Origin of the sequence: Bacillus sp. CH_70 (assembly GCF_038007045.1) — a bacterium.
Lineage (GTDB): Bacteria > Bacillota > Bacilli > Bacillales > Bacillaceae_G > Bacillus_A > Bacillus_A cereus.
The window spans coordinates 405,030-418,728 of record NZ_JBBOWL010000001.1 but is presented as its reverse complement, the minus strand read 5'-3'; the positions used below and the strand labels follow the sequence as shown (position 1 = coordinate 418,728).

Genomic DNA, 13,699 nt, shown 5'->3' with positions numbered 1-13,699 from the left:
TTTATGTAAATTCCTCTCTTAAATATAATAAAGGTGTGAAAATTCACACCTTTTTCATCCCTTATTAACAGGCAGATTCGTTCAATTCATAATCAGTAGCGGAGATATCCCCTTTGATTAGAATTGAACTTTCTCCTTATTCGCTTTTAAACTCACCAATAAGCTCTTGTAATTCCTGAGAAAGCCAACTTAAAGAAGTCGCTAATTCTGCAATATCTTGTACTGATATTTCTTGCTCTTTCATGCTTTCTTCAACATTACTACTGCTGTTGGCATAAGTGTTTGCAATATGTGATAATTCATTTACGACTTGAACGATATTCTGGCTATTTTGTAAAATGTCACTCGAATTACCCGAAACAGCTTTTACTTGATCTGTAACAGATTGCGCTGATTTGGAGATTTTTTCAAAGAAATTCCCACTACTTTGAACAAGTGAAATTCCAGTTTCTACTTCTTTTGAACCTTTTTGCATTGAAACTACAGCATCTTCTGTCTCAGCTTGTGTTTCACCAATTAATTTCGCTATATCTTTAGCAGACGCTTCCGTTTGTTCTGCTAATTTTCGTACTTCATCAGCAACAACTGCAAATCCTCTCCCCGCTGCTCCAGCACGTGAAGCCTCAATAGAAGCATTTAAAGCTAATAAATTTGTTTGATTTGAAATACCTGTAATTACAGTTACGATATCACTAATTTCTTTTGACCTTGTTTCTAACGAATAAATGATGGAAGATAAATCTTGTACTGCATTTTGAATTAAACTCATTTGATTAATAATTTGTCCAATCACTTCATTACCTTCAATTGAATGTTGCTCCATACCTTCAGAAGCAACCGCAACTTGTTTCGCAGCCCCAGTTATCTCTTCTACCTTATCTTCCATTCCATGTACAATCCCTAAACATTGTTGTACTGAAGTTTTTTGAGACTGTGCCCCTACTCTTAAACCTTCAATAGAACTTGCAATCTCTTGAACTGCCATGCTGTTTTCCTCTGTACTCGCCGACAATTCTTGTGAAGAAGAAGAAACTTGCTCAGCAGTTTGCCTTACTTTATCTATAATCCCTTTAAACTTTTCAATCGTGTTATTGAAATAAACATTAATAATTCCAATATCATCTGGTCTTTCTTTTAATTTAATACTCAAGTCACCTTCACCAATTTTACGTAACCCTTCTCGTAAATCTTTTAATGGCGCTAATGAGTGACGCACGATAAAGAATTGAGTAATAGTCGCAATCGCTAATGAAATAATGATAAAGAGTAAGCCCTGTATCATAAACTTCTCTTTTGTAATAGGAACAATGGAAGCATCTAAGTCAGCCGCAATAATTGCAACAATATTGTTTTCTCCATCTGTAATTGGTTCTAATATTGTCACCCACGAACCTATTTCATCTTCATATACTTCTGTCATTTGGGCCTTTTTCGTATCAATGACTTTATCGTATGCCTTCATCCAATGAGCGGGTTGTTCATAATAATCTCCCGGCTTTATAGGGAACGCTTTTGTTAACTCTGTAGTCAAACCAACGAGTTGTAATTCTCGCTTTTCATTCGGCTTTGCTCCTGTAACATATGTTTGTCCAACACTTTTCAATTCTTTTGACACTTCATCTAATTTCTCTGTTAACTTTTCTTTTTTCACTTTTTCGGCTGTAGGATCTTTCGCCATGTCTCTAACTAATTCTACATCCAATTTTTTCAATACTATTTCTCCTGTTTCAATAGACTGCCTTTCAAATAAAGACATCATACTATTTTGAAACATGTTGAAACTTAGTGCACCCATACTTCCAACAAGTGTCAAAATAACTAATACGGTTAATAAGACGTTCTTTTGAAGGAACGATAACTTATGCCAATATTTTTTCATTAATATCCACCTTCCTTAATTAACATAAACAAAAAAACAAAATATATGAATATTTTGTTTGAAAATGTTTCTCAATATGTTCGAGAATAAAAAAAAGCCAATGTAAAAGCATTGGCCAAGACCAACCCTATCCGTCCGGTAACTGGCTAGCGTAGCCTTTCGACCTTAGCTCCTGTAGTTTTGCGTCCTCATGTTTCCATCAGTTTGCCTTTCTCGCTGAACGAGTTGAACGATATGGGAGTTCTATGAGAATTAATTTATTCTCTTTCAAAGATTACAACATATAAATCAAAATGTCTACTTATTTAGAGATATAAATACAAATTTTTAACGCATTGCTTTTTCAAAATAATTTCAAAAAGTACGTGAATGTTACTTTTTTTGTGTTATATAATAAAAAATGTATAAACAACAAGGATTTCTTCGGGTATTTATTTAATTTTCATTCAAATTAAACTATTCGAATATATCTTAACTAATGAATTTCGGAGGTAGTTTATCATGTTTTGGCTACAATTTCTTACCTTGTTACTCTGTATTTTTATTGGTGCACGCCTAGGCGGAGTTGGTTTAGGAGTAATGGGTGGAGTTGGTATGGCAATACTCGTTTTTGTCTTCCACTTACAACCAACCGCGCCTCCTATCGATGTAATGCTTATGATTTTGGCAGTAATTACAGCCGCTGGTGCTTTGCAAGCTGCTGGAGGAATGGACTATCTTGTTCATCTAGCTGAAAAGGCATTACGAAAAAATCCAAAGCGTATTACTTTTTTTGCTCCAATTGTTACTTATTTATTCACACTATGTGCAGGCACTGGTCACGTTGCCTATTCTGTACTTCCTGTTATTGCAGAAGTCTCTCGTGAATCAGGGATTAGACCGGAACGCCCAATGTCGATTGCCGTAATCGCTTCTCAACAAGCAATTACAGCTAGTCCAATTTCAGCTGCCACAGTTGCTCTTTTAGCAATGTTAGCTGACTATAAAATCACTTTATTAGATATTTTAAAAGTGAGTATTCCCTCCACTTTCATTGCTTGTATGTTAGCAGCATTCGTTGCTAGTAAGATGGGAAAAGAATTAAGTGAGGACCCTGAATACTTAAAACGATTAAAAGAAGGAATGATTCCTAAGCTTGAAGAGAAAAAAGAATTTGTAGGTGTAAAGGGCGCAAAATTATCAGTTATCCTTTTCCTTGTAGGAACCTTCCTTGTTGTACTTCTTGGTTCATTTGAAGCACTTCGTCCAGGATGGATAGTTGATGGGAAGTTAGCTCGCCTTTCCATGCCGAACACAATTGAGATGGTCATGTTAACTATCGCGGCTCTTATTATTATTTTCTGTAAACCAAATGTAGAAAGCATTGTGTCTGGTAACGTCTTTAAAGCAGGGGCAACAGCAGTTGTTGCTATTTTCGGTATCGCTTGGATGGGAGATACTTTCTTTAATGGAAACTTAAATATGATTCAAGGATCTATTCAGCATTTAGTAACAAGTGCGCCTTGGCTATTTGCCATCGCACTATTCATTCTATCTATTTTACTGTACAGCCAAGCAGCAACAGTACGTGCCTTAATGCCACTTGGACTATCCCTTGGTATTCCACCAGCGCTACTGATTGCGATGTTCCCTGCAGTAAATGGATATTTCTTCATTCCGAACTATGGAACAATCGTTGCTGCCATTAACTTTGACCGTACCGGTACAACAGGTATTGGTAAATACGTATTAAATCATAGCTTTATGATTCCAGGCTTAATTGCAACATTTACTTCTATCGGAATTGGAATGCTCTTAATTTCAATTATGTTTTAAAGAAAAAGCACAAACCTTTATTTAAAAAGGTTTGTGCTTTTTTAATCAAACGTTTGTTTAATTTTTTGGGCAGTCTACTTCTCGATGTAGCACTTAAAATACTACATGTCCTTTTCTACAAACTTCTCTTTACTTCTTCAGCTAATTTTCTCGTACTTTCATACGCAGATTCAGCTAAACTAATTGCTGAAATAACTGAAACACCGTCCGCACCCGCTTCTATAACTGCCGCTGTATTTTCAATTGTAATCCCACCAATACCAACGATTGGCACTGTAATTCCTTGTTCTCTAAAATAAGCTAATCCTTTCGTTCCTTGAACCGCTTTCGTATCTTTTTTCGTACTCGTTGGGAAAATAGGTCCAACGCCTAAATAATCTGCTCCATTTTCGATTGCAAAGCGTGCTTCTTCAATTGTATGAGCAGATACGCCGATAATTTTATCTCCCATTTTTTCACGAACAGATGTAATTCCTTCATCATCTTGTCCTACATGAACACCATCTGCATCTAATTCAATGGCTAATTCTACATCATCATTTACAATGAAAGGAACACTATATTCCTTACAAAGCGTCTGCAATTCTTTTGCAAAGCGCACTCTATCTTCTCCGATTAAAGAACCTTCCCCCTTCTCGCGAAACTGAAAAAGTGTCACTCCACCATCTAACGCTTCTTTCAATACAGCTAAAGGATCCTTCGTGCAGTTATTGCTTCCCATAATAAAATACACTTGTAATAACTTAGACATTTTCTTTGTTTCAATGCGCATCGTATGTTTCATCCCCCTTACTCTAACTCCTCAATCTTTCCATACTTCTCAATATCACCAGCAGTAGTATTCGCTAACTGATTTAAAAATTCAATTTGGAAACTACCAGGTCCCTTTTCCACGGTCTTAGCAGCTGCCAGTTCCGAAGCTACACCATAAAACGTTAATGCTGCTACTGCTGCTTTTACATAATCTTTTTCCACTGCTACAAATGCTCCTATTACAGACGTTAATAAACAACCTGTTCCCGTAACTTTCGTTAAAATAGGGTGACCGTTTCGAATAACAATAGTTCTCTCTCCATCTGTAACAACATCTTCTTTTCCAGTAATGACCGCAACTGTATTTAGTTCGTCTGCTGCCTGCCTTGCAATACTTACAACATTTCCATTTCCAGTACCAGCGTCTACCCCTTTAATTTCCCATTTCTCATTAATAACATTTGCTATTTCAGCTGCATTTCCGCGGATAATTGCTAAATCGATTTCAGCCGGAATATGTCTCGCAACTTCTGTTCGATACGAAGTTGCTCCTGCACCAACTGGATCAAATAGTACTGGCACATTGTTCGTATTTGCTGATTTACCCGCGAGTAGCATCGCTTCTACTTCTTCAGGACGAAGTGTCCCCATATTTAATACTAACGCTCCAGCAATGCTAGCCATTTCTGCTACTTCTTCTTTTGCATACGCCATTACAGGCGATGCCCCAAGTGCCAACAAACCGTTAGCAGTAAAATTTGTTACAACAACATTTGTAATATTATGAACGAGCGGATTAGATTCTCTCACCAAATCCACTACTTTACTAATTTCTTTCATATTCATCCTTTTCATCTCCTAACTATAATGATGGGAGATACACAAAAAGACACTTTGCGCGTACGCAAAGTGCCTGAATATGTGCTTTTACACTCTCCCTACGCTGGCATTATCCAACAGGTTCAAATGGTCAATGACGGACTAGTAGCCATACTCTCAGTTTGTATCCACAAACTCCCATGTGTTTCTTATTCATCTACTTCAAAGTCTACTCTTATTCTAGTAAAATAACAAGTTCTTTACTTTTTCTATTTAATATAGGAGCAACTGATAAAGTGAAACTTTAATTAGTTGGGATTTTGTTCATTCCATTAAAAACAGCTCAAATATGGAGCGAAACTGAATCTCAAGAAGATGTATGCTATAGTTAACGTATGGAAATTTGAAAGGATGTTTTTAATATGTCAAAAAGCGTTGTAATCGCTGAAAAACCTTCCGTTGCACGAGATATTGCTCGTGTACTGAAGTGTGATAAAAAAGGAAACGGCTATCTTGAGGGTAGTAAATATATTGTAACTTGGGCTTTAGGTCATCTCGTTACATTAGCAGATCCAGAAAGTTATGATGTGAAATATAAAAAGTGGAATTTAGAAGATTTACCGATGCTACCTGAGCGTTTAAAATTAACGGTTATTAAACAAACTGGTAAACAATTTAATGCTGTAAAAAGTCAGCTACTTAGAAAAGATGTAAATGAAATTATTGTAGCAACAGACGCTGGACGTGAAGGGGAATTAGTCGCACGCTGGATTATCGATAAAGTTAAGCTAAATAAACCAATCAAACGTTTATGGATTTCTTCTGTAACCGATAAAGCAATTAAAGATGGTTTTGCAAATTTAAAACCAGGTAAAGCCTATGACAATTTATACGCTTCAGCAGTTGCACGTTCAGAAGCTGACTGGTATATCGGTCTTAATGCAACTCGCGCTTTAACAACTCGCTTTAATGCCCAGTTAAATTGCGGCCGTGTACAAACCCCTACTGTTGCAATGATCGCTAGTCGTGAGGATGAAATAAAGAACTTCAAAGCACAAACTTACTACGGCATCGAAGCTCAAACAATGGAGAAACTCAAACTTACTTGGCAAGATACAAATGGCAATAGCCGTAGTTTTAATAAAGAAAAAATTGATGGTATTGTAAAAAGTTTAGATAAACAAAATGCTACCGTTGTGGAAATTGATAAGAAACAGAAGAAGTCATTCTCTCCTGGTCTTTATGATTTAACTGAATTGCAACGTGATGCAAATAAAAAGTTCGGTTACTCTGCTAAAGAAACATTAAATATTATGCAGAAATTGTATGAACAGCATAAAGTGCTAACGTACCCTCGTACAGATTCACGCTACATTTCATCTGATATCGTTGGAACACTTCCAGAACGTCTAAAAGCATGTGGTGTTGGAGAATACCGTCCCTTCGCACATAAAGTATTACAAAATCCTATCAAACCTAACAAATCATTTGTTGATGATAGTAAAGTAAGCGATCATCATGCGATTATTCCAACAGAAGGATACGTTAACTTCTCAGCATTCACAGATAAAGAACGCAAAATTTATGATTTAGTTGTAAAACGTTTCTTAGCTGTTTTATTCCCAGCATTCGAATACGAGCAACTAACATTACGTACTAAAGTTGGTAGTGAAACGTTCATTGCACGTGGAAAAACGATTTTACATGCTGGTTGGAAGGAAGTATACGAAAATCGATTTGAAGACGATGATGTAACTGATGACGTAAAAGAGCAGCTTCTGCCTCACATTGAAAAGGGCGATACATTAACTGTAAAGTTACTTATGCAAACATCAGGCCAAACGAAAGCACCTGCACGCTTTAATGAAGCAACTTTACTTTCAGCAATGGAGAATCCTACAAAATATATGGATACGCAAAATAAACAACTTGCTGATACGTTAAAATCGACTGGTGGATTAGGTACTGTAGCGACACGTGCTGATATTATCGACAAGCTATTCAATTCGTTCTTAATTGAAAAACGTGGCAAAGATATTCATATTACTTCAAAAGGCCGTCAGTTACTTGATTTAGTACCAGAAGAGTTAAAATCCCCTACACTAACTGGTGAATGGGAACAAAAACTTGAGGCTATCGCAAAAGGTAAGCTGAAAAAAGAAGTATTCATTTCTGAAATGAAGAACTATACGAAAGAAATTGTTTCTGAAATTAAATCGAGTGATAAAAAATATAAACATGACAACATTTCAACGAAGTCTTGTCCAGATTGCGGTAAACCAATGCTAGAAGTAAACGGCAAAAAGGGAAAAATGCTCGTATGCCAAGATCGTGAATGTGGTCATCGTAAAAATGTATCTCGTACAACAAACGCTCGCTGTCCACAATGTAAGAAGAAACTAGAATTACGTGGTGAAGGTGCAGGCCAAATTTTCGCATGTAAATGTGGCTATCGTGAGAAATTATCAACATTCCAAGAGCGACGTAAAAAAGAATCTGGAAACAAAGCCGATAAACGCGACGTTCAAAAATATATGAAACAACAGAAAAAAGAAGAAGAACCATTAAATAACCCGTTCGCAGACGCATTAAAAAAATTAAAATTTGATTAAACAAAAAGGTTCCTACCTCTATCGGTAGGAACCTTTTATTTTAGTGAATAATTTTACTTCCTTTTGCATTCTCAACAAATTTTTCACTTGATTTGTTAATTGGTGTTTTCAGTAATAACGCAGCAACAATCATAACTACTACGAAAGCACTTAACACAAGTAAATCTCGCGTTACGATATCCCATAGCATTCCGCCTACTGTTTCACGAATTGCACTAATTGCATATGTGAACGGTAAGAACGGATAAATTGCTTGGAAGAACGCTGGTGTCATTTGGATTGGGAATGTTCCGCCCGATCCTGCTACTTGTAGTACAAGTAAAATGATCGCCATCGATTTCCCAACGTTTCCGAAAATAGAAACGAGTGAGTATACGATACAAACGAAGACTCCACCAATAAATAAACTAAATAACACAAACCAGAACTTATCGACTACGTACGTACCGAGTAAGAATATATCTCCCATCGATACGATAAACGCTTGTGAAAGACCTATCGTTAAGAACGTTAATAAACGTCCGAAGTAAATTTCATGGCTCTTATAATTCGCGCCCTCTTCGTGTACTTCTACTGTTAATAATGAAACCATTAATAATGCGCCTACCCATAATGCAAGCACTGTATAGAATGGTGACATTGCTGAACCGTAGTTCGGCATCGCAAATAATTTATTCTCTTTTAAATTTACTGGATTCGCAAAGTAATCACTTTGCTTCTCAACATCGTTTTTCAATAAGCGTATAATGTCTTTTAAATCCTCTTCAGATTCAAAATCACGAATTTTATCTGCTAATTCTTTAATCTTTTTCTCAGTAGCTGGCATTTCAGCTTTAATATCTGCTAATTTCTTTTTCCCGTCTACTAAGCCTTTTGATGAATCTTCTAGTAATTTTTTAACATCTGGAAGCTTTTTGTCTGCTTCTTTTAAAATTTGAGATGTGTTTTTAGACATCTCTTTTGTGCGAGCAATTGCTGCATTGAAATTTGGAGTGATTTCTGAGTCATATTTAGCTAAAATGTCACCAATTTGGCCCGAAACACTTTTAGACACTTGATTAATACTTTCAATAACATCTGCTGCTGGTTTTTGACCTTTATTAATAGCGTCAATTCCTTTATCAGTTAAATCCATTCCTTTTTGCAAACCATCTTTTGCTTTATTTAACTTAGAAATTGTACCATTAAGGTTTTTATCACTATTCACATCAGCTAACACTTTATTTGTACTTTCCAGAACTGGAATCATGTCATTAACTAAATTCCAACTTGCTTTGAACTGCCCATTCAAATCATTTAAGGCTACTTTTGTAGAATCTAATCCATTAACACCTTTGTTACTTAAGTCTTCTCTGGCTTTTTCAAGCTCTGTTTTTAATCTGCTGTAATCATTTACAGCCTTATCATATTTTTCTCTACCATTGTCTAACGCTTCATTTGTTTGATTTACTAACTCATTTGCTTTTTTTATATCTTGATTTAAATTACCTCTTAGTTGCTGAGCATCTTCTTTTACATTCTCAGCTTTGTTTTTCAATTGTTCAGCTGTGCTTACTGCTTTTTCGAAATCTGCTACAAAATTTGTATTATAATCTTTTTCTGCTTGATTTACTAAATTATTTACTGCATCTAACTTTTGATTTACAGCATCTCGCACATCTTGTTTAACTTCTTGGCCAGAACTAATTAAATCTCCTACATGCTTAACTCTATTGTTAGCATCCACCATAGAATTTTTAAGCACTGTTAAACTTTCCACTCTGTTTCCAAAGAACTGTTTACCGAAGTCCGTTGAAGCTGCTTCCTTAAACGTTGTAAAGAAATCAATCAAATATGAAACGCTATCGATACGCTCTTGGAGCAATTTCGAAGCATCTTGCACATTTTTCTGTGCTACAGCTGGATCCACACCTTTATTTTGAAGACCATCCATAACACTTTTTACATATGCGGTTCCAACACGAGTAGAATTGAAAACATTATTTACAGTTTGATCAATATTTTTAGCAACATTTTTATACCCCTCACCATTCACCTGCGGTAACGCTGGAATCTCTGGTATTTGCGGTATTTGTGGAAGAGTTATATTAGGTAACACTGGGAATTTAGCCGGATCTGGAAGTGCCAGATTGAAATCCAATGATGGATTCTTTAAGAAATCCGTAATTGCCGCGGCACCATCTAAACCTTTTTGCATTACCATTAAATTATTCTTAATAGTTCCCGGAGCGCGATTCAATGTTTCATCATTTCTCGCAAAGAATTTATCTAAATTCCCTAACGCTTCTTGCCCATCATTCATAACACTCTCTACAACTGGCAACTCTTTTTGCGCCACTTTCACAACATCTTCTGCTCGAGTTGCATCATCTAACGCCTTATCCATAAGTGTATTCATTTCTGGGAACTGCGCTTCTAACTTAAATACAAGATCTTTTACTTTTTCGATACTTGGTAAGTTTGTTTCTAAATCGATTCCAAGGTCATTGAAAATTTTAAAAATCTCACCGTTTGCTGTTTTAACAAAGTTTTTACTAATTTCTTCTGTAATACCTGATGCACCTTTTGCTGTAATCTTCGGTGCAATCGCGTTTACTTTTTCATTCACATAGTAATCCAGTTCTGGTTTTTTAGGATTTTCATCCAGAACAGTTGCAATTTTTTCAGAGAAGTCTTTTGGAATCGTAATACTTGCATAATAATCCCCACGCTCAACTCCGTAAATTGCTTGTTTTTCATCTACAAATTTCCAGCCAAGATTTTTGTTTTTCTTAAGGGAGTCTACAATCTCTTTCCCGATATTAATATCTTTCCCTCTTAAATTAGAACCTGCATCTTGGTTAGAAACTGCAATGGGAACCTCTTTTGTATTTCCATACGGATCCCAAGAAGCTTTAATGTTAAACCATGCATATAACGATGGTAAAATCATTAATCCTAAAACAATAACAATTGCAGCCCAATGTTTGGCTACATTCCGTAAATCTGTCTTATAAATACGCCAAATCTGTTTCATAGAAGTTATCACCTAATTATATATTTTTCCTTCTTTAGAAAATGATACATGCATTTTGCAATTATATCACTTTCTACATCGTGTATTAACCAAAAACGTACTATTTTTTCCCATTAACTTTCACTTACTTTATTATATAACGAAGTGAGTCAAAGTATGAATACAAAATGACCAAATCGGTTTTACATTCAATAATAACAAATATATATGAAATGTCATAAAAAATACAAGTATTTTCTCTTGGAAATACTTGTATTCCTAAAAAAAATCCTCACAGCTTTTATTCTCTGTGAGGATTTCTTCTATTATATATCCAATTGAACCTCTACACCGAAATGATCTGAAATTACATTTCTGTTTGTACCATTAAAAATAACTTTTGAAGAATGAACTTTTTTACTTTGGTTACACAATATTAGATCGATTCGCAAATTATGTTTATTTTCATCCCAACCAGCAATCTCGCCTTGGACAGTCGTTCCTTCATCATTCTCTATTGCTAATTCATATGTGTCATACAACCCTTTTTGCATCATATACTCATAACCTTCGCCTTCCAAGCGAGCATTGTTATTAAAATCCCCCATTAAGAAGGCGAGCTTATTACTATCTACACGCTCCATCAAACGATCAACTTGCCCTTTGAATGACTCTTCTTCATCATTCCACCAACCGAGATGGCAAGAGTAGAACGTTATATCTTTACCATTATAAGCAATTGTTGTACTTACAATTTTACGTGTTTTCCAATACGTTGTATCCTCGTTTTCTGAAATGAAGAACGTATCTTCTTTTATAATATTATGCTTCGTTATAATCGCTAATCCTTCTTCATACACGTCATAACCAATATGAGAGAAATCCCAAGTAATATTGTAATCTTTTACATGTAGTGCTTTTAACTCTTCTAATAGTAAAAGTCCAAAATTATCTTCTTTCTTGTTACCGCATACATTTTCAGCTTGTATGGACTGACTTACTTCTTGCAATGCGATGACATCGTACTCTTCTTCTTGAATTACTTTAGCAAGGTATTTTATCTTTTCTATTTGATTCTCTTCTTGCCAAGAATGACAGTTTAAAGTTAGCAATTTCATATTATTACGCACCTAACATATCTTGAATGTCTGACTTTAATACGTCAGCTTTCGGACCATATACCGCTTGTACACCTTTATCTTTTACAATAAGCCCTAAAGCACCATTTTGTTTCCACTGTGCTTCTGGTGCAACAACATCTAAGTCTTTTACTGTTACACGTAAGCGTGTCATACAAGCATCTACGTCAGCAATATTTTCTTTTCCACCTAATAAATCGATAACTTTTGTTGCTAATGAACCATCTTGTACATTTCCTGTTCCTTCTGATGCCTCATCTTCATTATCTATATAGTTACCTGCACGCCCTGGTGTTGGTAAATTGAATTTTTTAATTAAGAAATTAAATAGTGTAAAGTTAAGACCGAAGAACACTAATGAAACAATAACAAAGTTGATTAAGTCTCTTGTTAAACCTGCGTTAACCATCATTGGTGTACGAGTAATTAACTCAATAAATCCAAATGCATGAACACGTAAGTTAATTAAATCAGCTAACGCGAATGCAAGTCCTGTTGTAATAGCATATACAACATATAATACTGGAGCAATAAACATGAACATGAATTCAATTGGTTCTGTTACACCTGTTAAGAATACTGCTAATGCTGCTGATAAAAACATTGGTTTATATTTTGCACGCTTTTCTTTATCAACGTTACGGAACATCGCAAATGCAATCCCCATTAACGCTGCTGTTGAGCCGATAACTTGTCCAGCTTTGAAACGAGCTGGTACAACGTTATTTAATAAATCGTTATATGCCTTCGTATCTCCATTTGCCAATAAATTATTTAAATCTGTAATCCATGCAAGCCATAATGGATCTTGTCCTGCTACAACTTGTCCAACTTTTGAACCAGTTAGCATCGTATATGTTCCGCCTAGCTCTGTATAGTTCATCGGAATCGTTAACATATGGTGTAAACCAAATGGTAATAATAAACGCTCTAACGTTCCATATACAAACGGTGCAACAACTGGTGCACTATCTTTTGAAGCTGCAATCCAGCGACCAAATTCATTTAACCCACTTTGGATGAATGGCCATAGAAGTGATAATACAATCGCAGTAACTGTAGACCAAAGAATTACAACGAATGGTACAAATCGTTTTCCATTAAAGAATGCTAATGCCTGTGGCAGTTTATTATAGTTATAATATTTGTTATATAGATTAGCTCCTAAGAAACCTGTAATAATCCCCACGAAAACTCCCATGTTTAATGCTGGTGCACCAAGTACAGAAGTAAAGTAATCTTTTACAAGTAAATCTCCTGCTATTACTGAAGAAACTGTCGCTTTTGAATCCGCTAACATTTGAGCGTTTACGCCAAATATAGCTCCTGTAATTCGGTTTGTTAAGACGAATGCTAATAGCGCTGCAAATGCACCACCTGCACGATCCTTCGCCCAAGATCCCCCAATTGCTACTGCGAATAAGATGTGTAGATTTGTAATGATTGCCCAACCGATGTCTTCCATTACGCGAGCAATTGTATGAACTGCGTTAACATCCCCAGCAGACATACCAATTAACTTACCGATGGAAATCATTAAACCAGCTGCTGGCATTACGGCTACAACAACTAATAACGCTTTCCCGAACTTTTGCCAAAAATCAAAAGACGTAATTTTCATCTGTTCTTCCTCCCCTTTATTTATAACAACATAATGATTTAAATTATAATTTCTGTTCCCTTTATG

The 13,699-nt window shown here is 35.7% G+C and carries 8 protein-coding genes and 2 riboswitches; of the genes, 2 read left to right on the top strand and 6 right to left on the bottom strand.

Annotated features, from left to right (window positions below; genetic code table 11):
• Positions 1 to 136 precede the first annotated feature (136 nt).
• Positions 137 to 1,879 carry a methyl-accepting chemotaxis protein gene (locus N2V79_RS02140; protein ID WP_000761077.1) on the bottom strand — a complete coding sequence of 581 codons (1,743 nt, stop codon included), beginning with the start codon at positions 1,877 to 1,879 and terminating at the stop codon, positions 137 to 139.
• A 134-nt stretch (positions 1,880 to 2,013) separates the two neighbouring features.
• Positions 2,014 to 2,098, bottom strand: a riboswitch (cyclic di-GMP riboswitch).
• 282 nt (positions 2,099 to 2,380) lie between these two features.
• Here N2V79_RS02140 and N2V79_RS02135 point away from each other — a divergent pair.
• Positions 2,381 to 3,694, top strand: a complete 1,314-nt coding sequence (locus N2V79_RS02135; protein ID WP_064532153.1) for an anaerobic C4-dicarboxylate transporter family protein — start codon at positions 2,381 to 2,383, stop codon at positions 3,692 to 3,694.
• 115 nt (positions 3,695 to 3,809) lie between these two features.
• Here the strand turns inward: N2V79_RS02135 and thiE are convergent, their stop codons facing one another.
• Together thiE and thiM are read right to left on the bottom strand one after the other, a co-directional pair.
• A complete protein-coding gene (gene thiE, locus N2V79_RS02130; protein WP_069354898.1) occupies positions 3,810 to 4,478 on the bottom strand; it encodes a thiamine phosphate synthase in 669 nt (222 codons plus the stop codon).
• 5 nt (positions 4,479 to 4,483) lie between these two features.
• On the bottom strand, positions 4,484 to 5,293 hold the full coding sequence (thiM, locus tag N2V79_RS02125) for a hydroxyethylthiazole kinase (RefSeq protein WP_089170342.1): 810 nt from the start codon (positions 5,291 to 5,293) through the stop codon (positions 4,484 to 4,486).
• A gap of 72 nt (positions 5,294 to 5,365) precedes the next feature.
• Positions 5,366 to 5,478: riboswitch (TPP riboswitch) on the bottom strand.
• 210 nt (positions 5,479 to 5,688) lie between these two features.
• Between thiM and topB the strand changes: the two genes are divergently transcribed.
• A complete protein-coding gene (gene topB, locus N2V79_RS02120; RefSeq protein WP_053565353.1) occupies positions 5,689 to 7,878 on the top strand; it encodes a DNA topoisomerase III in 2,190 nt (729 codons plus the stop codon).
• Positions 7,879 to 7,918: 40 nt separating this feature from the next.
• Here topB and N2V79_RS02115 read toward each other — a convergent pair whose 3' ends face one another.
• The 3 genes from N2V79_RS02115 to N2V79_RS02105 all read right to left on the bottom strand — a co-directional run bounded on the left by N2V79_RS02115 (position 7,919) and on the right by N2V79_RS02105 (position 13,633).
• Positions 7,919 to 10,894: a YhgE/Pip domain-containing protein gene (locus N2V79_RS02115; protein ID WP_053565354.1), complete on the bottom strand. Its 2,976-nt coding sequence runs from the start codon at positions 10,892 to 10,894 to the stop codon at positions 7,919 to 7,921.
• Positions 10,895 to 11,199: 305 nt separating this feature from the next.
• Positions 11,200 to 11,991: an endonuclease/exonuclease/phosphatase family protein gene (locus N2V79_RS02110; RefSeq protein ID WP_053565355.1), complete on the bottom strand. Its 792-nt coding sequence runs from the start codon at positions 11,989 to 11,991 to the stop codon at positions 11,200 to 11,202.
• A gap of 4 nt (positions 11,992 to 11,995) precedes the next feature.
• Positions 11,996 to 13,633 carry a PTS transporter subunit IIBC gene (locus N2V79_RS02105; protein WP_000705569.1) on the bottom strand — a complete coding sequence of 546 codons (1,638 nt, stop codon included), beginning with the start codon at positions 13,631 to 13,633 and terminating at the stop codon, positions 11,996 to 11,998.
• Positions 13,634 to 13,699: the final 66 nt, after the last annotated feature.